21 protein-coding genes are annotated in these 20,465 nt (G+C 43.8%); 2 read left to right on the top strand and 19 right to left on the bottom strand.

The window, feature by feature from the left end; translation table 11 throughout:
* The first annotated feature begins 143 nt into the window (after positions 1–143).
* Both bioA and ACMXYP_RS03025 read left to right on the top strand, forming a co-directional pair.
* A complete protein-coding gene (bioA, locus tag ACMXYP_RS03030; RefSeq protein WP_415883532.1) occupies positions 144–1,430 on the top strand; it encodes an adenosylmethionine--8-amino-7-oxononanoate transaminase in 1,287 nt (428 codons plus the stop codon).
* 9 nt (positions 1,431–1,439) lie between these two features.
* Entirely contained in the window at positions 1,440–1,871 is a 432-nt protein-coding gene (locus ACMXYP_RS03025) for an acyl-CoA thioesterase (protein WP_415883531.1), read from the top strand.
* 57 nt (positions 1,872–1,928) lie between these two features.
* On the opposite strand, the gene ACMXYP_RS03020 is transcribed toward ACMXYP_RS03025, so the two are convergent.
* From ACMXYP_RS03020 to ACMXYP_RS02930, 19 genes are all read right to left on the bottom strand, one after another.
* Positions 1,929–2,309, bottom strand: coding sequence for a Na+/H+ antiporter subunit G (locus ACMXYP_RS03020; RefSeq protein WP_415883530.1), 381 nt, complete (start codon positions 2,307–2,309; stop codon positions 1,929–1,931).
* A gap of 9 nt (positions 2,310–2,318) precedes the next feature.
* Complete coding sequence (locus tag ACMXYP_RS03015) at positions 2,319–2,588, bottom strand: K+/H+ antiporter subunit F (RefSeq protein ID WP_415883529.1); 270 nt, start codon at positions 2,586–2,588, stop codon at positions 2,319–2,321.
* Positions 2,582–3,070: a Na+/H+ antiporter subunit E gene (locus tag ACMXYP_RS03010; protein ID WP_415883528.1), complete on the bottom strand. Its 489-nt coding sequence runs from the start codon at positions 3,068–3,070 to the stop codon at positions 2,582–2,584. Before ACMXYP_RS03010 ends, ACMXYP_RS03015 begins: the two co-directional genes overlap by 7 nt.
* Before the next feature lie 3 nt (positions 3,071–3,073).
* Positions 3,074–4,591, bottom strand: coding sequence for a monovalent cation/H+ antiporter subunit D (locus ACMXYP_RS03005; protein ID WP_415884636.1), 1,518 nt, complete (start codon positions 4,589–4,591; stop codon positions 3,074–3,076).
* Entirely contained in the window at positions 4,591–4,947 is a 357-nt protein-coding gene (locus ACMXYP_RS03000; RefSeq protein WP_415883527.1) for a Na+/H+ antiporter subunit C, read from the bottom strand. Before ACMXYP_RS03000 ends, ACMXYP_RS03005 begins: the two co-directional genes overlap by 1 nt.
* Positions 4,947–7,748: a monovalent cation/H+ antiporter subunit A gene (locus ACMXYP_RS02995; protein WP_415883526.1), complete on the bottom strand. Its 2,802-nt coding sequence runs from the start codon at positions 7,746–7,748 to the stop codon at positions 4,947–4,949. Before ACMXYP_RS02995 ends, ACMXYP_RS03000 begins: the two co-directional genes overlap by 1 nt.
* Positions 7,749–7,973: 225 nt before the next feature.
* Entirely contained in the window at positions 7,974–9,368 is a 1,395-nt protein-coding gene (gene dnaB / locus ACMXYP_RS02990) for a replicative DNA helicase (protein ID WP_415884635.1), read from the bottom strand.
* Between the two features lie 91 nt (positions 9,369–9,459).
* Entirely contained in the window at positions 9,460–9,906 is a 447-nt protein-coding gene (gene rplI / locus ACMXYP_RS02985; protein WP_415883525.1) for a 50S ribosomal protein L9, read from the bottom strand.
* A 37-nt stretch (positions 9,907–9,943) separates the two neighbouring features.
* Positions 9,944–10,798, bottom strand: coding sequence for a hypothetical protein (locus tag ACMXYP_RS02980; RefSeq protein ID WP_415883524.1), 855 nt, complete (start codon positions 10,796–10,798; stop codon positions 9,944–9,946).
* Between the two features lie 18 nt (positions 10,799–10,816).
* Entirely contained in the window at positions 10,817–11,044 is a 228-nt protein-coding gene (rpsR, locus tag ACMXYP_RS02975; RefSeq protein ID WP_007020960.1) for a 30S ribosomal protein S18, read from the bottom strand.
* Between the two features lie 23 nt (positions 11,045–11,067).
* Complete coding sequence (gene rpsF, locus ACMXYP_RS02970; protein WP_415883523.1) at positions 11,068–11,487, bottom strand: 30S ribosomal protein S6; 420 nt, start codon at positions 11,485–11,487, stop codon at positions 11,068–11,070.
* Positions 11,488–11,637: 150 nt separating this feature from the next.
* A complete protein-coding gene (locus ACMXYP_RS02965) occupies positions 11,638–13,275 on the bottom strand; it encodes a cache domain-containing protein (RefSeq protein ID WP_415883522.1) in 1,638 nt (545 codons plus the stop codon).
* Between the two features lie 221 nt (positions 13,276–13,496).
* Positions 13,497–13,904, bottom strand: a complete 408-nt coding sequence (locus ACMXYP_RS02960) for an OsmC family protein (RefSeq protein ID WP_415884634.1) — start codon at positions 13,902–13,904, stop codon at positions 13,497–13,499.
* Positions 13,905–13,922: 18 nt separating this feature from the next.
* A complete protein-coding gene (gene trpC, locus ACMXYP_RS02955) occupies positions 13,923–14,732 on the bottom strand; it encodes an indole-3-glycerol phosphate synthase TrpC (RefSeq protein WP_415883521.1) in 810 nt (269 codons plus the stop codon).
* 3 nt (positions 14,733–14,735) lie between these two features.
* Positions 14,736–15,758, bottom strand: coding sequence for an anthranilate phosphoribosyltransferase (gene trpD / locus ACMXYP_RS02950; protein WP_415883520.1), 1,023 nt, complete (start codon positions 15,756–15,758; stop codon positions 14,736–14,738).
* 18 nt (positions 15,759–15,776) lie between these two features.
* A complete protein-coding gene (locus ACMXYP_RS02945) occupies positions 15,777–16,370 on the bottom strand; it encodes an aminodeoxychorismate/anthranilate synthase component II (protein WP_415883519.1) in 594 nt (197 codons plus the stop codon).
* Positions 16,371–16,637: 267 nt separating this feature from the next.
* Complete coding sequence (locus ACMXYP_RS02940; RefSeq protein ID WP_415883518.1) at positions 16,638–17,948, bottom strand: sulfotransferase; 1,311 nt, start codon at positions 17,946–17,948, stop codon at positions 16,638–16,640.
* A 78-nt stretch (positions 17,949–18,026) separates the two neighbouring features.
* Positions 18,027–19,484: an efflux transporter outer membrane subunit gene (locus ACMXYP_RS02935; protein WP_415883517.1), complete on the bottom strand. Its 1,458-nt coding sequence runs from the start codon at positions 19,482–19,484 to the stop codon at positions 18,027–18,029.
* Positions 19,485–19,554: 70 nt separating this feature from the next.
* Positions 19,555–20,457, bottom strand: a complete 903-nt coding sequence (locus ACMXYP_RS02930; RefSeq protein ID WP_415883516.1) for an alpha/beta hydrolase family esterase — start codon at positions 20,455–20,457, stop codon at positions 19,555–19,557.
* Positions 20,458–20,465: the final 8 nt, after the last annotated feature.

Genomic DNA, 20,465 nt, shown 5'->3' with positions numbered 1-20,465 from the left:
AACATGTTACAAAAGATTTATATTTTAGAGCTTTCTTACATAACAAGCACTCAGAGATAAAATTAGAACTTGTCTTGATCAAAAATTTTAAGCAGGCTCTAATACTCCTAATTAAAAAATTTCGATTAAGGGCACACCTAAGCATGATCACTTCTGAGCAGGTTTCTTTTGACCAGCAACATATTTGGCACCCCTACTCATCCATGATCAACCCTCCAGCGGTTTACCCTGTCGAATCGGCTAGTGGCGTTAAATTAAAGCTAAGTAACGGCAAAGAACTTATCGATGGTATGGCATCGTGGTGGTCAGTTATTCACGGCTATAACAATCCAGAATTAAACCAAGCAGCACATGAACAGATCGATAAAATGGCGCATGTCATGTTTGGCGGCCTTACTCATGAACCTGCAATCAATCTCTGCCAAAAGCTGGTAGAGATGACTCCTGCCAATCTCGATAAAGTGTTTATCGCAGACTCAGGCTCTGTTGCCGTTGAAGTCGCTCTTAAAATGGCCATTCAATATCAACACGCCCGCGGTAAGCCAGAAAAACATAAGCTACTTACCATTAAAAATGGCTATCACGGTGATACCTTTGGTGCGATGGCTGTATGTGATCCAGTTACGGGGATGCATGAAATTTTTACTGGTGTACTACCACAGCATTTCTTTGCGCCAGCTCCTCAAACAAAATTTGATCAGAGCCTAGACGAAAGCGATATCGCTCCTTTACGCCATTTACTAGAGCAACATCATTCAGAAATAGCAGCATTGATCTTAGAACCTGTTGTTCAAGGTGCAGGCGGCATGCGCTTTTACTCACCGCAGTATTTGAAAGAAGCACGCGCACTGTGCACTGAATTTGATGTATTACTCATAGCCGACGAAATTGCGACCGGTTTTGGTCGAAGCGGTAAGTTGTTCGCTTGCGAACATGCAGGCATCGAGCCTGACATTCTTTGTCTAGGTAAGGCGATTACCGGCGGATACATGTCATTAGCCGCCACACTTACGACAAAGCATATCGGCGAAACCATCTCCGCAGGTGGTGCTGGCTGCTTTATGCACGGCCCAACATTTATGGGCAATCCTCTAGCATGTGCTATTGCCAATAAAAGCTTGGAGCTATTGGTTAAAAACGATTGGCAGACAAATGTCACTCGGATCGAAGCCGGATTAAAAGCAGGTTTAGCACCAGCAGCGGAATTAGATCATGTACATGAGGTACGCAGCTTAGGTGCTATTGGCGTTATCGAGATGAAAGAAGCTGTTAATACTGCCGAGATTCAAAAGTTATTTATAGAGCGTGACTTGTGGATAAGACCCTTCGGCAAACTAGTGTACGTGATGCCACCTTACATTATGACAAACGATGAATTAGAAAAGCTCACCTCTGGAATGGTAGATGCTGTCTCAGTTTACAAAACTTAAGGATTAGATATGGCCCGCATTAAGCTAGACATGCCTGACAACTATATTTTTTCCACAGAATTACCTGTGCGAATCAGTGATATTAATTACGGTGGCCATCTAAGTAACGATGCCATGCTCTCTATCGTGCATGAAGCGCGCATTCGCTTCCTCAGCCATTATCATTATGGAGAGTTAGATATTGAAGGGCTCGGTCTTATCATGACTGACTCAGCCATCGTATACAAAGCAGAAGGGTTTCATGGCGACCAACTTCAGATCGATATCGCCTTAGCTGATATTAATAAGTATGGCTTCGACTTTTTCTATCTGATAACCAACAAGAAAACCGCTGTTGAAGTGGCTCATGCAAAGACTGGCGTCGTTTTTTTCGATTACGATAAACGTAGCGTTACTGCTGTGCCAGAAGCCTTTATAAACAAAGTCATTAGAGATGCTTAAATCAATTTTCTAAACACAAAAAAAGGGGCACTTAATGCCCCCTTTTTCAGATTCAATTTAACCTTCAGACTTTTCGCTTTGCCCCGGCGGTTCTCGATGTTTTGCGGGTTCAGCTAACTCTTCATTTACGCTGCCTTTATTGATTTTTACCTGCAGGTGTAATGCTGTTTTAGCCAACATCATTGCACTTACAGGCGCTGTAATGAAAAGGAAGATCGTAATCAAAAGTTCGTGAGCACTCACGCCACCATTACGGTACGAAGTGATCAACATCGAAGCAATCAGAATAGCCCCCATGCCTAAGGTTGTAGCTTTCGTCGGTGTATGCAAACGCATATAAAAATCAGGCATTTTCATTAAACCGATCGAGCCTAAAAGAACAAAAGCTCCACCCATTAGCAGCAATGCCGAGCCAATTAGCTCAATATAAAAACCCATGCTTAATTCCTACTCAATGATGTCGCCACGTAACAGATATTTACACAATGCCGCTGTACTTACGAAACCTAACATTGCAATCAAAAGAGCAGCTTCAAAATAGAGCGATGTGCCCATAATCAAGCCAAACAAAAGGATCAAAGCAATACTATTAATATACATAGTATCCAACGCCAAAATGCGATCTGGCTGATCCGGACCATTAAACAAGGTTACAAGGTTGAGCGTCATCGCAATCACAACCATGGCTGTAGCAGCAATAAGACAGAACATTAACATCCAAAAATCTCCTTCAATGGCTGCTCGTAGCGCTCTTTAATCTCTTTTATAGTTCCAGCCTCATCTACAAGGTTAAGTGCATGCACATATAACCATTTTTGATCTATGGATACTTCAGCACTCACTGTTCCTGGCGTTAAAGAGATCGTACTGGCCAATACAGTGATAGGAAAGTCGCCTTCTATATCCAAAGGAATCGCTAAAAAACCTGGCTTCAAACGCTTGGTAGGACCAAGTACCTGAACAGCTACTTCAAAGTTGGCTGAGACAATATCTCCTAACACTTTCAGAGCATATAAGACCACTTGAACCGGCTTGTTAATATTTAACCGGTGAAGTTGAGTTCCTCTTAACAACAAAGGAATCCCAATCGCTAAGATAGAAGCTAATACCAGATGACCCGGTGCTATCGATTCATTCAGCAACAGCCAAACGACAAATAAAATTAAGCTTTGCCAAGGCATTGGAAAGATCATACGCATACCTTAACCTCCATTCTCATTTGACGCTGGCAGCAGCATATAAGGATTTTCTGCTTGCTGATAAATTTGGTTCGCGGTTTCCTGTGTAAATTCAGTTACGGGGCCACCAAAAATAACTAACAGTGGAGACATAACTAGCAGGAAGAAAACAGCAACAAACTTCACTTTTGGTAATTTTTCACAGTGGTTTGCATCACCACTGACTCGCCAAAACAAAGTAGAACCGCCTCGGGACATGGCTACAACGCCCATCAAACTAGCGAGCAAAATAGCAGACCACGCCCACGCCATCTCCGCAGGCTCCACAGCCGTTTGCAGTATCATCACTTTACCCAAGAAACCTGAGAAAGGCGGCAAACCGATCATTGAAATAGCGGCTAACGCAAACGCAATTCCAAGCGGAAGTGACTGACACATTCTACGAGATCGAGCAAAACGATCTGAAACTTTACCCCTCTGTTCGGCAATTGCGTCAGCAAGGAGGAACATCGCGCCAGTAATAAGCGTTGAATGGATCAGATAATAAAGTGCCGCGGATGCAGATTCAGGTGTATTGATAGCCAAAGCACACAGTAGTGTACCGACAGAAACAATCACTAGATTAGAAACCAACATACGCAATGTCTGACTTGCTAAAGCGCCTATAGCCCCCATAACGAGCGTAAGTACCGCGATCGGCCATAGCCAAGGACCAGCAAGATTAGCTAACTCTCCGGCATAGTCACCAAAACCTACAGTAAAGATACGCAAAATACTGTATATCCCTACCTTGGTCATAATCGCGAATAATGCAGCTACAGGAGCACTAACACTTGAATAGGTTCTCGACAGCCAGAAGTGCAGCGGGAACATCGCAGATTTTAAACCAAAGACAAGTAAAAGCATCATCCCGCCGATTTGCGCGAGCAATTTATCTTCGCCAGACAAGGTACGAATTTTCACTGCCATATCGGCAATATTCAGGGTACCTAGCACCCCATACATAATCCCTAGAGCGAAAAGGAATAGTGCTGAACCCACTAGATTTAGCGTTACATAATGTACGCTCGCCAACGTTTTCTGCTTACCACCGCCGTGAACAACCAACGCATAAGAAGCAAGCAATAGCACCTCGAAGAATACGAACAGGTTAAAGATATCCCCTGTAAGGAATGCGCCGTTTATCCCCATCAACTGGAACATAAACAGCGGATAGAAGAACATACCTGTTCGATCATCCCCTGCGGCACCATAGAGCAAAGCACCAAAGGCCAGAACCATGGTTAGCAAGATCATCAAACTAGATAAGCGATCAGCGACAAGAACAATACCGAATGGCGCTTGCCAGTTACCTAACTGATAAATGGTAATTTCACCGTTACCCGCCGTAATCAGTAACTGAATTGCGACAATTAAAGTAACTGCTGCACCAACAAAAGTGATGAACCTCTGACGGTTTAGCGTCGTAGAAAAAGGCGGCAGCATCATAAGTACTGCCGTTAGCATTGGCAGCAAAATAGGTAAAACCGGAAGATGCTGCATCATTTCGACTTATCCTTCTTCTCAATATCCAAAGCTTTTTCACGCCCATCAACATGGTCATTACCCAAATCTGCACGAGCCCTCATAGCTAAGATAACCGCGTACGCCGTCATCGCGAAGCCAATCACGATGGCAGTCAACACCAATGCTTGAGGCAGAGGATCTGCATATTGTTCAGACGAACCTAAAATAGCAGCCCCATTAACAACCAGTCTACCGCTGGAGAATAGGAAGAGGTTTACAGCATAGGACAGCATTGTCAGTCCCATCACTACAGGGAAGGTTCGACCTCGAAGAGTCAGAAAAATACCGCAGGTCGTTAACACACCCACGCAGAGCGCATACATTAATTCCATTACAGATTCTCCAACTCACGAGCGTCTACTCGTTCTGAAGTTGTCAATTTACCTAGGTTCGCCAAAATCATCATGGTTGCACCAACGACCGTGAGGTAAACACCAAGGTCGAACAACATGGCACTCGCCAGCTCGAATTTACCGACCCAAGGCCATTTGAAGTAATCAAACCATGAAGTTAGGAATGGACGGTCGAAGATAAAACTACCGATCCCCGTCATAAATGCGATCAACAGACCAGAACCTATCAACGCTTGATATTTCAGACGGATATTCTCTTTCATCCATTCAACACCATTAGCAATGTATTGCTGGATTATTGCCACGGCCGTGATAAGACCTGCAATGAAACCACCGCCCGGTTCATTATGGCCGCGCAAGAAGATGTAAACTGAGACCAGTAACGCCAAAGGCAGTAACATCTGAGAAATCGTCGACAGTACCATTGGATGGGAATCAGTGCTCCAGTGACGTCCATGTTCATCACCAGAAGGCATGTAAAGACGCATACGAACAATCAGTTTATAGATACCCAACGCGGCAATACCCAGCACCGTAATTTCACCAAAGGTATCAAAACCACGGAAGTCCACCAGAATCACGTTGACCACGTTGGTACCGCCACCGCCCGTTTTACTGTTCGCAACAAAGAAATCAGAGATTGATTCAAGCGGACGCGTCATCATCGCGTAGTTAACCGTACCAATGATGCCACCAATCAAAGCCGAGATACTTAGGTCACGAACTAGGCGTCGAGGAGAAGATTCTTTCGGCGTATTCTTAGGCAAGAAGAACAATGCAAGCATCAGCAGAATTACGGTTACTACCTCTACAGCCAACTGAGTCAAAGCCAAGTCTGGCGCAGAGAAGCGAGTAAAGGCAACTGACACGATCAGACCTACGACAGAAAGCATAAGTAGAGATGTCAAACGTTTCCTATGCCAAACCATGGTGGCAATAGCAGCAAGGATCAACAGTAATCCTGCTGTACCCGATGCATAATCAAGCGGTATTTGTGATCTATTACCTGCCGTTTCTTGTAAATAAACCAGCGGCATGACTGAAACAGCAAAGATCATAAACAAGAAAATGGATAAATAACGTTGCAACGAACCGTTTTCAATCCACTCATTAACTGCGCGAGTTGAGTTAACTAGTCTTTGCACCCAGCCTTCAAATACCAATTTAGAATCCGGCTCAGGGAATTGGCCTTGGAATTGGAAGAGCTTTTTACGGTTGTAGTAGATGATAAAGCCACCGAGCATGGCTAGTACACTCATCAGCAACGGTACGTTAAAACCGTGCCAAATTGCTAAGCTAAATTCTGGCATTGGGCCTTGTAAGGTAGCGATTGAAGCTGCGTTCAGCAGATCAATAACAACAATGCCTGGAACCAATCCCACAACAATACAAATAGCAACCAAGATTTCTACTGGCACCTTCATATAGCGAGGCGGCTCATGCGGTGTTTTCGGCAAATTGACCGGTTCACCATTGAAGAAAACATCGTGGATAAAACGCAATGAATACGCCACAGAGAAAGCCGCACCTACTGTCGCCAACACAGGTATCACCCAAGAGAGGGAACCTAAGGTTGCTTGATCCAATGCTTCCGTGAAGAACATCTCTTTAGATAGGAAACCATTTAGCAACGGTACACCCGCCATAGAAGCCGCAGCGATAATCGCTAAGGTTGCGGTATACGGCATATATTTCCACAGGCCATTTAGCTGACGCATATCACGTGAGCCAGCCTCGTGATCGATGATACCCGCCGCCATAAAGAGCGATGCTTTAAAGGTAGCATGGTTAATGATATGGAAGATTGCAGCGACTGCAGCCATCCGTGTATCCATACCTAACAACAGTGTAATCAAGCCAAGATGACTGATTGTCGAGTAGGCAAGAAGACCTTTTAAATCGTGCTTAAAGAGCGCGATATAGGCACCGACTAACAGCGTACATAGACCTGTGATGCTCACAATCAAGAACCACATATCTGTTCCTGATAGCACTGGGTAGAAACGTGCCATCAGGAAGATGCCCGCTTTTACCATCGTTGCTGAGTGAAGGTATGCGCTCACTGGCGTCGGAGCTGCCATCGCATTTGGCAGCCAGAAGTGGAATGGGAACTGAGCAGATTTTGTAAAAGCCCCCAAAAGCACTAACACCAAGATGAATGGATACTGAGCAGATTCTCGAATTAAGTCACCACTATCGAGCACTGCTTGAAGATCATAACTGCCAACTACTTGGCCAATTAAGATCACGCCTGCTAACAGTGCTAAACCACCCGCACCCGTTACAGTAAGCGCCATACGCGCGCCTTTACGCGCTTCTGTTTTATCTGACCAGAAGCTAATAAGCAGGAAGGAACTAATACTAGTTAATTCCCAGAAGAACCACATTTGAATCAAATTGCCCGAAGCAACGATCCCCACCATAGCGGTCATGAACAGCATCAAATAGGCAAAGAATTTACCTATAGAGTCTTTCTGGGATAAGTAATACCGAGCATACAAAATGATCAAAAGACCGATGCCCAATATCAACAATAAGAAAAGGAAGCTTAAACCATCGAGTCTGACAGATAGTTCCAAACCAGCCGCAGGTACCCAATCAACAGCGTGAGCAAACACCTCGCCTTGAAGTAACTGTGGACTGATTGATAGAACTATTCCTAAAGCAACCGCAGGTGCAATCGCAGTTAAAATAGTACAGACGGTTCGACTAAAACGAGCAGCATACAATGGCACAAGGCTGCCCAATAAAGGTAATAACAATACCGCAAACAATTTCATACGTGTCTTTTTCCGGTTAATCCCATCACCAAGAATGGATAGAAATTTGTTTTCACAGCTTACAAACAACCCTACATAAGGTTATGAAAACACTCTAATTCTGTATGTTTTTGACCACACTGTCCATGACAACTCGCCTCCTTGAGTTCATTCTAGACAACTTAAGAACAAAGCAGTCTTAAACTAAAGATTCGCTCAATACTCCTACACCTAATAAAATACAATTTAATCATCCATACCCGCATATTGCGCATAGACATCAGGTGCAAGGTTTTCAAACTTGGTGTACTTACCAATGAAGGCCAAACGACTCGTACCGATTGGACCATTACGCTGCTTACCTATGATGATTTCAGCTACACCTTTGTGTTCTGAATCCTCGTTATAAACTTCATCACGGTAGATAAACATAATCACGTCGGCATCCTGCTCAATCGCACCAGATTCACGCAAATCTGAGTTTACAGGACGCTTATTAGGGCGCTGCTCAAGCGTACGGTTAAGCTGAGACAAGGCGACAACAGGGCATTCAAGCTCTTTCGCTATCGCCTTCAAAGAACGAGATATTTCGGAGATCTCCTGGGTACGACTCTCAATACCCGGGGTTTTCATCTGCATTAACTGCAGATAGTCAATCATGATCAGTGATAATGGACCATGCTCACGCACGATTCGACGAGCACGGGTACGCAATTCGTTAGGGCTGATACCTGCCTGATCATCGATAAACAACGGCTTATCACGCATCATATTGACGGCCGTTGTCAGTTTTGGCCAATCCTCTTCTTCCAACGAACCAGTCCGCACTCGCGTCTGATCGATACGACCCAACGAAGACAACATACGCGTCATCAACTGTTCCGCAGGCATCTCCAAACTAAATACCAAAACAGGCTTATTACTCGCCATTAAGGCATTTTCCACCAAGTTCATGGCAAACGTGGTTTTACCCATCGATGGACGCGCAGCAACAATAATTAGGTCAGAAGGCTGCAGACCCGCCGTTTTGGCATCAAGATCATCAAACCCGGTAGTTACACCGGTCATATCCCCATCACTGTTAAAGAGGGTATCAATTCGATCTACTGCTTTTTTCAGCAGTTCATTTACACCCTCAGGGCCGCCTTGATTAGGGCGATCTTCCGCAATTTGGAAGATCTTTTGCTCCGCAGAGTTCAGTATCTCTTCGGAGGTTTTGCCATCCGGGTTAAATGCATCATCTGCAATTTCATTGGCTGCCGAGATCATTTGACGCAAAAGCGAACGGTCGCGCACAATTTCGGAATAAGCACGGATGTTAGACGCACTTGGTGTGTTCTTAGCAAGCTCGATCAAATAATCTAGCCCGCCCGCACCTTCTAGATCACCGGTACGATCCAATTCTTCAGATAAAGTAACAACATCAATCGGATTGCCATCATTAACGAGCTTACGCATCGTACGATAGATTTTGCGATGCTCCTGACGATAGAAGTTATCATCTAGGACCACCTCAGATACGGTATCCCAAGCATTGTTATCAAGCATCAAGCCACCCAAAACCGATTGCTCAGCTTCCATCGAATGGGGAGGCACTTTAATCCTTGCTAGATCTTCATCCGTTAGTTCACTTTTTTCCATCATTCACAACAGCCTAAAAACAAAAAAGCACCGCATGGAAAATCCACGCAGTGCTTTATAGTACAGTACAGTACGGCTTAGCTAAAGACGATTACTCGCCTACAACAGCTAGCTTAACTGTAGCAGTAACTTCTGGGTGTAGTTGAATAGCGATGTCGAATTCACCGATAGCGCGTAGAGCACCTTCAGGTAGACGAACTTCACTCTTATCAACGTCTGCACCAGCAGCAGTTACAGCGTCAGCGATGTCACGAGTACCGATAGAACCGAACAGTTTACCTTCGTCACCACACTTAGCAGTGATAGTAACTTCTTTCTCGTTCAGTGCTTCAGCACGTGCAGTAGCAGCAGCTAGTTTTTCTGCAGCTGCAGCTTCTAGCTCAGCACGACGCTCTTCAAATTTAGCAACGTTAGCTTCAGTTGCAGGAACAGCTTTGCCCTGCGGTACTAGGTAGTTACGACCGAAACCGCTTTTTACGGAAACTTTGTCACCGAGGTTACCTAGCTTACCAATTTTCTCGAGCAGAATAACTTCCATCTCGTAAACCTCTTTTGTTCTGCAAAGAATTGCAGTCCTAATTCTTAACTGAAATTCGCGATCTGATATCAACAAAACTATCAATAGCAGCCGCAAATACCAGCAGCGTAATCACATACGGTCCCATAAAGAAGGCTGCAACATAAAAGGCAACCAACCAAGACCTTCCTAAATCACGTTTAGCCAAACTGCCATGCACCAATGCGATACCCGCAATGATCCAAGGTAACAGCAACAGTGGTAACCAGCGTAACGACTCCAGATCTAACTGGTAGCAAACGAACGATGCCGCTATTAACACTCCTGTATACAGCTGAGGCAGTCTCAATACATGAAACTCTCGCTGAAAACCGCTCGGGTTGTATAACCCAGCTTGCCAAGAGCGTGCCAGCATTACACTGACAAGCATCATTACCGTATGCACTGATGTTAAACCGCCCAACATGAGCTGCCTTAGCTGCTCAGGATCAAGCTTAACCTCTTGGTTGGCTTGACTAGCTGACTGCACTAAAAACTTATCTAACTGCTTAATTACCTCATCGAGATAGCTGCTAAGCATAATATCCATACCTACGCTCGCTATAGCTCCTACAGGGAGTGCAATCATAAGCACTTTTGCCCAAGAAACCGTCTCTCTCAAAGTAATTGCAAGGATATATGTTCCTACAATTACAGCCAGTGGTGTCGGGTCGGACACACTGTATGCCCAGACTCCTGCAGGCAACAATGCCCAAATCAGTAGTCCGGTGCCTTCACTTCGGCCTTTACGTAAAGTAACCAAAGCGACGGCAGCTGCACTTACCCAATAAAGTAATGGCAGCAAGGCGGCGATAACCGCCACAAAAGCCGCTTGTTTACGGCCTTTCATGACCAATTCGGCCAAGGCACGCATAGCGACTCTCCTACCTAATTACTGATGGCTATCAGTGTAAGGTAGTAGCGCTACGAAACGAGCACGCTTGATAGCAGTAGCCAGCTGACGCTGGTAACGCGCTTTAGTACCTGTAATACGGCTAGGTACGATTTTGCCAGTTTCGGTGATGTAACCTTTTAGCGTGTCCAGATCTTTGTAATCGATCTCTTGAACACCTTCAGCCGTAAAACGGCAGAACTTACGACGGCGGAAAAAACGAGCCATTGTATCTCTCCTCAGAAATTAAATTACTCAGCAGCTTCTTCAGAAGCTTCCGCAGCAGGTGCTGCTTCTTCAGCTGGCTTTTCAGCAGGCTTTTCTTCACGGCGAGGTTTACGCTCTTCGCGAGATTCAGCAGCTTTGATTGGAGAGATCTCAGTGATCGCTTCTTTACGACGGATAACCATGTTACGCAGAACAGCGTCGTTGTAACGGAATAGGTTTTCCAGCTCGTCTAGAGTTTCCTGACCACATTCGATGTTCATCAGGACATAGTGTGCTTTATGAGCATTGTTGATTGGGTAAGCCAACTGACGGCGGCCCCAGTCTTCTAGACGATGAATTGTGCCTTCTGCACCTTCAATTAGAGAGGTGTAACGCTCAACCATCGCAGAAACCTGCTCACTCTGGTTCGGGTGAACCAGAAATACGATTTCATAATGACGCATTTTAGCTCCTTTCGGGTTAATAGCCCCCTGACCACACCATGTGGTAGGCAGCAAGGAGATTGGAAATAGTTCTCCAAAGGACGCGTAATTCTACGCGCCTAACAAGAGCTATGCAAGGGAAAGACTAGCAAGAGAGGCATTTAGAAAACATCAACTCACTTGATGCATCGACACATAAGCACCCAGCTTCTCACCGGAAGTATCAAATAGCGGCTGACCACTGACATAAACACGTTTAGGCTCGCTCGTATTTGAAACAATAACAATCTCTAGGTTTGATATATGCTCACCATTTAACGCTCTAAATATTGGCCATTGTGAATTATCTAATTGAGTTACACCATCAGCAGCAAATAACTTAAATGGAGCATCCTCAAAACGCTCTAGATGCGCACCTTCAGGTAACCCTCTAAGTTGATTCACCACTCTATTTGAATAAACAAAACGACCATCGACATCACAAACAACTACGCCGCTATCAATGTTCGCCAATACAGCTTCCATAAAGTGAGCCTGTTGAGTTAATCGCTTTCGCAAGGCCTCACTCTTTTGCTGATTATCTTTTAGAAAGTCCACCAAACCTTTAAAGGCGTGCGTTGTATCGGAAATATCATGAAAGATACTGCCTCCAGCATCGATATTAACTTCTAACTGGCCTTTTTTTACGGACTCAACGCTCTTCTGTAACCTAACGATAGGACGAGAAAGCGATCGCGCAAACCAGATACCAATAATCAAACTGACTAATGTTATCCCTCCTGCAACGATAAAGTTAAATTTCTGATTTGCTTTAATTTCTGTAAGGAAGTCATCTTCCGGCACATACAAGCCTAAGAGCCAAGGCCAATTATCTGAAAAGGGCGTAAATACTGCGTGGTATTTTTTCCCTTCGTGCAAATAACTCGTATTAACAGCTGTATTCAATACATACCAGCCTGGCGAGCGATCAAGGGAATCAACAGCAGCTCGAGTTGCCTTATTACTCAGCTCCCCCACCTTCAACAAACGCTTGACCTCTTCATTTTGAGCATAAGTACCTTGAAGATTACGATGAGCAATCACATCGCCATTATTATTCATAATTAATGCTGAAGCATGCTCACTTAATTCCAGATAACCTAGAAAATCCGACAGTGCTGATAGATCTATATCTACCCCCACCACCCCAATAAGCTCCCCACCTTTTGTAAAAACAGGACTAGCTACGGTGATCCCAGGTGTTTGAGAGGTAAAAAATAGATACGGATCAGTCCAGGTCTGCTGCCTTTCACCCAAAGCCTTAGTAAACCATGGGCGAGTTCTTGGATCATAAGAATCATTTGGATCTTCAGTTGTTTTTACCAACTCTTGATCCTGACCAAACCAACGATTTGTTACAATTCTCTGCCCAGCATCTTCATTAATGCGTTTAATTTGGTACGAGCTTATTTCAGAGCTCCTACGCACAAAATAAAAGTCTCCATCTAGGTTACCGTAGTAAATACCCGCAATATGAGGGAATAACATGAGCTGCTCAAAGAAATACTGCTCCATTTCATCAGGACGCTCTTCACTTACTACTTCATTTCGAGCCAAACTTTGAGTCAAGCTAACAGCGGAGCGGGCAGGCGAAAGAAACTCTTCAGAGTGCTGGATAACTTCACGAGATAAATTGCGCATTAATTTTTGAGCATGGCCTATTAGGACCTGCTCAGTGGTAATGTAGGATGAGGCCAGAATGACACAAACCGTTACAATCTGCAGCGTCACAATGCCTATAGCCAACGTTTTAGATATCGATAAGCGCATCGCCTCACCAAATCCCCAAAGTTTACCTATACAAGCCCTTTTAGGAGATAACAAACACCCCCAACACCCATCAAAAAGGGACAACAATAACCTTAAAAAACAAGCAACTAACTAAATAACATTGCAACTAATATAGCGGATAAATATATAGACTCCAGTAAAAAATAAAAAAGGGCCACTAAAAAGCAGCCCTTTCTAAGGAAAAACACTCAAAAATGAGATTATTCCACTTCAACAATCTCAAAGCTGTGGGTGATTTCAACACCACCTCGCTCAAGCATCAAGGATGCAGAGCAATATTGTTCAGCCGACAGCTTTACAGCACGCTCAACTTTTTTCTCGCTCAAGCCACGGCCACTAACAACAAACTTTATGTGGATCTTAGTAAAGACTGCGGGTACTTCGTCAGCACGCTCAGACTCAATTTCTGCAACACAATCAACCACATCTTGACGTGTCTTTTTCAAAATACCCACAACATCGTAGCTAGTACAGCCACCTAGACCCAGAAGCATAAGCTCCATAGGGCGAGGCCCCTGCTTCAGCTCGCCATCGATCATTAGATCAAAGCCAGAACCGGTTGTGCCTTGAAAACGCACATCTCCATCCCATTTAACCTTGGCACTCATACTCATAAAGCTACAACCTTACTCAAACAATTCTTTTAATTTCTGACCTGGATTTTCAGCACGCATAAACGCTTCACCCACTAAGAAGCTATGAACATTATGTTCGCGCATTGCCTGAACATCTTCGCGACTATGGATACCACTTTCAGTAACGACAATTCGATCTTCTGAAATAGAGCTCAGCAAATCATAGGTATTATTTAACGTCACCTCAAAGGTATGTAGATTTCGGTTATTAATACCAACCAACTTATTATTTAGCGGAAGAGAACGTTCCAACTCATCAGCACCATGGACTTCAATTAATACATCCATTCCTAGCTCAAGTGCCAGACCATTCAAATCAGCCATTTGCTCATCCTCTAAGGCAGATACAATCAATAGAATGCAGTCAGCACCAATAGCACGTGCCTCATACACCTGGTATGGATCAACAATAAAGTCTTTACGGATAATCGGCAAAGAACAGGCTGCACGCGCCTGCATAAGATACTCTTCACTACCGTAGAAATAATCTTTATCCGTCAAAACCGACAAACAACTTGCGCCACCCAACTCATAAGACTTAGCAATATCAGCTGGCACAAACGGATCTCTTAACAGCCCTTTAGATGGACTATGCTTCTTAGCTTCAGCAATAACCGCAGAACGCCCCTCAGCAATCGCTTTTTCCATATTCGTAACAAAACCACGAGGATCAAAATCACTCCCCTTTTGATCTGCAATACGTGCTTTAAGATCAGCAATAGAAACTTTTGGCTGTCGCTCCGAAACCTCTTGAGCTTTACGGGCAAGAATTTTCTTTAAAATCGTTGGTGTATCTGACATCTCTTAACCCTTAAACGCCTGACTAAAGTCAGCCAATTCTTTAACTTTAGATGCTGCCGCACCACTTAAAATCGTCTCTTTAGCCAACGCCACGCCCTCTTTAAGGTTAGCAGCCTGATCCGAAACATAGAGAGCTGCGCCAGCATTGATAGCAATCATATCAACCGCTTTGGCATGCTCACCGGCAAAAGCCGCTTGAATCATTTCCAAACTTTCAGCAGAGCTACTTACTTGCAAACCCTCTAGTGTTTGCTTGCTAAGCCCAACATCATCAGCGGTCAAAGTATACTCACTCACTTCACCATCTTTTAGCTCAGCCACATAGGTATCACCAGCCAAACTAATTTCATCCAAACCTTCTGCCGCGTGAACGACCATCGCATGAACCGCACCTAATGCCTGCAAAGCCTCAGCTAGAGGGCGACAAAGTGTTTTATCAAACACACCTAAGAGGTAATGTTTAACACCTGCTGGGTTAGTTAAAGGCCCCAAAATATTAAATAAGGTTCTTAAGGACATCTCTTTACGAGGACCAATGGCATGCTTCATCGCACTGTGGTGCTGAGGCGCAAACATAAAGCCCAAACCAACCTTCTCAATACATTGCGCAATTTCTTCAGGCTTAAGCTCTAAATTAATACCCGCAGTTTCTAACAAGTCAGCAGAACCAGAGCTGGAAGAGACAGAACGATTACCGTGTTTAGCAACATGGCCACCAGCCGCTGCAACAACAAAAGAACAAGCACTAGAAACGTTAAACAGATTCGCGCCATCACCACCGGTGCCTACAATATCAACGGCGTTAGGCACATTAATATCCACAGGCGTTGCTAGCGATCGCATTGCATCAGCAGCACCAGTTATTTCATTTACTGTTTCGCCTTTCATACGCAAAGCGATCAATAAACCACCGATTTGTGCATCGGTCGCTTGCCCTGTCATGATCTGATTCATCACAGCACGCATATCTTCTTGGCAAAGGTCCTGACGATCCACAACCAAAGCTAATGCTTGTTTAATATCCATTGATTATCCTTAGTAATTTCAAGCTGCAGGCTTAGTGCGTTTCAAGAAGTTAGCCAATAAATCATGGCCTTGCTCCGTCAAAATAGATTCAGGGTGAAACTGGACTCCCTCAATATCTAGAGTCTTATGTCTAACACCCATAATCTCATCGAGATTACCCTGTTCATCTTGAGTCCAAGAGGTAACCTCCAAGCAATCCGGAAGCGTATTTTGATCAATTACAAGCGAGTGGTAGCGAGTCACTTCTACAGGTTGTGCTAGCCCTTCAAATACACCGGCGTCTATGTGATGAACAGGAGAAGTTTTACCGTGCATCACCTGCTTAGCTCGCACTATATCGCCACCAAAAGCCTGACCAATACTCTGATGACCTAAACAGATCCCGAGAATTGGCAACTTACCTGCAAAGTGTTCAATTGCGGCTACAGAGACACCCGCTTCATTTGGAGTACATGGTCCTGGAGAGATAACAAGATGATCCGGATTCAGCGCTTCGATCTCTTCAATCGTAATTTCATCATTACGATAAACACGCACATCAGCGCCAAGCTCACCCAGATACTGAACTACGTTGTATGTAAACGAATCGTAGTTATCGATCATTAATAACATATGAAAAACTAACCATAACTATTGATAGTTGGATTGAATAACGAAGTCCAATATACAGCCGCAGCATGCCGCCACTTTGCACTTACACCTTTAATTGACAACATCATATAACATCAACTGAAGCCTATCACTTTTTATCCGCTATATTTCAGCCGACCAAACATGAACAAGGGTACTTTTACTGCATAAAGTAAATCGGTAGAAATAAAAAAGCGACCTAGGTTATGAGGTCGCTTTTTTTAACTAAGTTCTTGGTACTAACGTAGACTATTTGATGTCATAGCCACACTTTCTAGCAACCTCTTTAGTGATATCACCAAGAATATTTTCCGAATAGAACTCTTGCCATCGGAAAGCTGCAGCAGGATCAATACCCTGATGTAAGTGGAACTTTAAGTCGCCACTCATTTTAGATGCCGCATCCACACCATCTGCCATGCGCTGTTCATTATCCTGATATGGATTGATCATATCTGGATGATATGGAACGTCTAAAAACTCACAAATTCTGCGCATTTCAACTTCAGGCTGCTGAACAATTTTCTCGTATTGAACCTGTAGGTATCGATTCTCTGGAATACCTTTAGTGAAATCGAAAGTATTTTGATGGCATGTTAACCACGTCATTTCAGCCAGTTCTCGGCCCGAAAAGTCACTTTCGTTCATTAAAGGCATCATTCGAGTTAACTTAGACTCCTCATATGAACGCATAGTGCCGCAAGGGTGCCTTACTAAATGAATATACTTCGCATCTTGAAAGTCTTCTTCCGCCCGATCAAGAATCTGCTTGTTAACTGCGTAGGTAGGCGTTTTATCTACTAAAAGCGCCTCACCAGCTTCTTTTTGCAGTAAATCATAAAAAGACTTACAACTCTGTTTTTGTGCTTCACTATCCGAGCAAAACGCCCTTGCAGTCTCTGCATCCCATCCTTTTAACTGCATCAAAGCTCGAATCGTTCCTTCTAACAGATGTCTATTGTGCGTATTATCTAGAGCTGCGAGTCGCTCAGACATATCGGCATAGGAAAGAAGGTGCAATTCTGGTGGAACAAAAAGTTGCGGGCAACCAGCAAGCATAATACGCAATAAAGTAGAGCCCGAACGAGGTGGAGAAAGCACGAAAACAGCAGGTCTGTTTTTCTCGCCACCATCATTTTCACGCGGTAAACATGGACGAATGATACTGCGGAATTCATCCATTTTTTCACGGGTAACTTTGCTTTCAACAGACTCTAACCGATCCACATTTGGAGCTACTTTCTGCTGAGGCGCAGGTTGTGTATCAGGGCTTCCTACACTGTTTACCTTATCAAAAACAAATGCAGAAACTTCAGCAATGCTAAGATCTTCAACATAAGCACCATCTTGCATAAGCAATGTCTGGAAGCCCATCTTCATCTTAAACTCAGCTTCAATAGCTACAGCTAGCTGAACAAAATCAATAGAAGCAAAACCTACATCTTCAACTAGTTTGGATTCAGGTTCTACTGGTTCATCTAGTTCGTCATCCCATTCCTCTAGCATGACGTCGAGAACCTGCATAATTCTTGACTGTACTTCGTCCTGTTCTATACGCATCGAAAATGCCTTAAACCTAATTAAATTAAAAATTCATTCCAACTGAATACAGAGCAATACTCATAAACAATCTGATGTTTATTGAACTACTTGCTTGTTTTGCTCTTTATTCGTTAATTCATCTGCAGCACTTATCCAACCACCGCCCATCGCTTTGTACATGCCTACTGTTGAGGCAAAAATATTTCGATGAGTTTTTGTTTGATTAATCCTAGCCGTATAGAGGTTACGCTCAGCATCTAACACCTCCATGTATCTTGAATAACCTGCGTCATGTCTGCTTTTAGCATATTCAACATACATTTCTAAGACATCTACATGCCGTTGTTGAATAACAGATAACTGTCTTAATTTCTGAATAGAGCTCAAAGAATCATCCACTTCTCTAAGCGCGGTTTGAATCATTGCTTGGTACTCGTAAATTAGCTGCTGCTGAATAGCCTCAGCTTGCTTTACGTTTCCTTCAATTCGCCCACCGGTATACAACATGCCAGCAGATCCGGCTGTAGCTTCCCATAAGCCAGCAGAACCATTAAACAAATTCGATAGATTATCGCTTGCGTATCCTAATAGACCACTAAGTGATAACGTTGGTAGGTGTTCTGTTTTAGCTACACCAACACGAGCATTTGCCGCAATTAGTTTCTGCACACTCATACGGATGTCAGGACGACGTACGAGTAAGTCACTAGGCAAACCTTGAGGCAACTCTAATTGAGATAGCTGTTGCAAACTACCTGAACGATCTATTTTCCCAGGAGCTTTACCAACTAGAACTGAGAGCCTATTCTCTTGATGAATAATATCCAGCTCTAGTATTGGTATCTGCGCTGCAGCTTGTTCATAAGCAGAACGTACTTGAGCCAACTCCAACTCGGAGATTTGGCCTCCCTTTATTTTTCGTTCAAACAGTTCTACAGAAGCTTTTCGCTCAGACACCGTTTGCGTAGCTATCTCCAACTGGTGATCTAAACTGAGTAGATCAATATATTCCACAGCTACGGAAGAGACCAGCGACATAATTACGGCCTGTCTCCCCTCTTCTGCCGCAAGGACATCAGCTCTGGCAGCCTCTTCAGCTCTCGCTAACTTACCCCATACATCTATTTCCCATCCGATATTCAGGGAAGCATTGTAAGAGGAGTTAACTCGATCAACAGAACTATTAGCAAAAGAATAAGGTTGCTCTAAGCTTCTTTGACTCCTTCCACCAGACAAACCATACCCAACTTGTGGATAGAACGCTGAATTCTGCATGTTATAACGGCCTGTAAGCTCATACACTCTAGCAGTTGCTTGCCCCAAGTCGTTATTATGTTTCAAAGCAGTATCGATTAAGCTTTCGAGGGTTGGATCATTAAAAGAACTCCACCACTCCACATTCGCCATATCAGCAGCAGAATCATAACTTACTCGCCAATCATCCTTTACTTCTACCTCAGGTGCTTGAAAATCTTGGGTAACCGAACAACCGGCTAATCCGAGCAAGCACCCCATTATTAAAAACTTCCCTGAGAATTTGATAGGGCTTGTCATAAGTTATCTTTTCCGTTTAATTTCTTTCAATCAAAAGATTCTATAAATCTAACTTTCGATTGTCCCGCCTTTAAGAGGACTTCATAAATTGCTTAACAAACAACCAAGATTGCTCACTAGCATTAAATCCATGTACATCGGCCTGCTCGTCCCTTTTAGAACCAGGCCATACGTGCTCACCATTTTTAATGATTAGTAATCGCACATCTGCTCCTTTGGCGCACCGATATGTATTCAGCTCCAAAACTTCATCAAACATTTCAGTTTCAGGTTGCAGGCAATCACGTTTGCTAGATACTAACGAGATAGTATCAGCAACTGAACGGTGTTCTACACCTGAAATACTGTTAGATCCAGTACCACCGTCAACAGGAACATTTTCATCATTTTCGCCATGTATATGTAATACAGGAACTTTGACAGCTCTATCGCAATTATCAATTGCTAATGTGCCTGCAACCGAAAACATTGCCGTAATTTTTTCAGGAAGTTGACATACCGCGCGATAGGCCATCATCGCACCATTTGACATTCCACCCACATAAACCTTAGAGGCATCAATGTTCTGCGTTTCAACAAGCTCATCAATTAACGTAGAAATAAATTGTACGTCGTTGATTTTCTTTTCAACTGAATAACCGCAACACTTCCCTGCATTCCAGGTTTTATTATTCGTAAAAACACGCCCGCCAGTGCCATCAGCAAAAACAACCTTAAACTGCCCTTCATCAGCAACCCCTTCGATAGCAATATTGCTCTGCATATACTTGGCGTTGCCCAATCCACCATGAAGAAGAATCATCACAGGAAATGGGTTTGTCCCATCAGAGTTGGGCGAATAAACGCGGTACGTTCGATAATCCGCTCCAACTTTCAAAGAATGCTCAGTAGTTGAACCCTTAGCATTTGCAGTCAGTGATACCATGCAGGTAAAAGCCATACTTACAGCTAAAAGAAACCTAGTGATACGCATAATACCTC

Source organism: Neptuniibacter sp. QD34_54, assembly GCF_047778055.1.
Taxonomy (GTDB): Bacteria; Pseudomonadota; Gammaproteobacteria; order Pseudomonadales; family Balneatricaceae; genus Neptuniibacter.
This window is presented reverse-complemented; position numbering and strand designations above follow the sequence as displayed.

Excerpts from the sequence above, each read along its gene's own strand:
- bioA (WP_415883532.1), top strand. The coding sequence starts at position 144 with ATGATCACTTCTGAGCAGGTTTCTTTTGACCAGCAACATATTTGGCAC.
- ACMXYP_RS03025 (WP_415883531.1), top strand. The coding sequence starts at position 1,440 with ATGGCCCGCATTAAGCTAGACATGCCTGACAACTATATTTTTTCCACA.
- ACMXYP_RS03020 (WP_415883530.1), bottom strand. The coding sequence starts at position 2,309 with ATGGGTTTTTATATTGAGCTAATTGGCTCGGCATTGCTGCTAATGGGT.
- ACMXYP_RS03015 (WP_415883529.1), bottom strand. The coding sequence starts at position 2,588 with ATGTTAATGTTCTGTCTTATTGCTGCTACAGCCATGGTTGTGATTGCG.
- ACMXYP_RS03010 (WP_415883528.1), bottom strand. The coding sequence starts at position 3,070 with ATGCGTATGATCTTTCCAATGCCTTGGCAAAGCTTAATTTTATTTGTC.
- ACMXYP_RS03005 (WP_415884636.1), bottom strand. The coding sequence starts at position 4,591 with ATGCAGCATCTTCCGGTTTTACCTATTTTGCTGCCAATGCTAACGGCA.
- ACMXYP_RS03000 (WP_415883527.1), bottom strand. The coding sequence starts at position 4,947 with ATGGAATTAATGTATGCGCTCTGCGTGGGTGTGTTAACGACCTGCGGT.
- ACMXYP_RS02995 (WP_415883526.1), bottom strand. The coding sequence starts at position 7,748 with ATGAAATTGTTTGCGGTATTGTTATTACCTTTATTGGGCAGCCTTGTG.
- dnaB (WP_415884635.1), bottom strand. The coding sequence starts at position 9,368 with ATGGAAAAAAGTGAACTAACGGATGAAGATCTAGCAAGGATTAAAGTG.
- rplI (WP_415883525.1), bottom strand. The coding sequence starts at position 9,906 with ATGGAAGTTATTCTGCTCGAGAAAATTGGTAAGCTAGGTAACCTCGGT.
- ACMXYP_RS02980 (WP_415883524.1), bottom strand. The coding sequence starts at position 10,798 with ATGCGTGCCTTGGCCGAATTGGTCATGAAAGGCCGTAAACAAGCGGCT.
- rpsR (WP_007020960.1), bottom strand. The coding sequence starts at position 11,044 with ATGGCTCGTTTTTTCCGCCGTCGTAAGTTCTGCCGTTTTACGGCTGAA.
- rpsF (WP_415883523.1), bottom strand. The coding sequence starts at position 11,487 with ATGCGTCATTATGAAATCGTATTTCTGGTTCACCCGAACCAGAGTGAG.
- ACMXYP_RS02965 (WP_415883522.1), bottom strand. The coding sequence starts at position 13,275 with ATGCGCTTATCGATATCTAAAACGTTGGCTATAGGCATTGTGACGCTG.
- ACMXYP_RS02960 (WP_415884634.1), bottom strand. The coding sequence starts at position 13,904 with ATGAGTGCCAAGGTTAAATGGGATGGAGATGTGCGTTTTCAAGGCACA.
- trpC (WP_415883521.1), bottom strand. The coding sequence starts at position 14,732 with ATGTCAGATACACCAACGATTTTAAAGAAAATTCTTGCCCGTAAAGCT.
- trpD (WP_415883520.1), bottom strand. The coding sequence starts at position 15,758 with ATGGATATTAAACAAGCATTAGCTTTGGTTGTGGATCGTCAGGACCTT.
- ACMXYP_RS02945 (WP_415883519.1), bottom strand. The coding sequence starts at position 16,370 with ATGTTATTAATGATCGATAACTACGATTCGTTTACATACAACGTAGTT.
- ACMXYP_RS02940 (WP_415883518.1), bottom strand. The coding sequence starts at position 17,948 with ATGCGTATAGAACAGGACGAAGTACAGTCAAGAATTATGCAGGTTCTC.
- ACMXYP_RS02935 (WP_415883517.1), bottom strand. The coding sequence starts at position 19,484 with ATGACAAGCCCTATCAAATTCTCAGGGAAGTTTTTAATAATGGGGTGC.
- ACMXYP_RS02930 (WP_415883516.1), bottom strand. The coding sequence starts at position 20,457 with ATGCGTATCACTAGGTTTCTTTTAGCTGTAAGTATGGCTTTTACCTGC.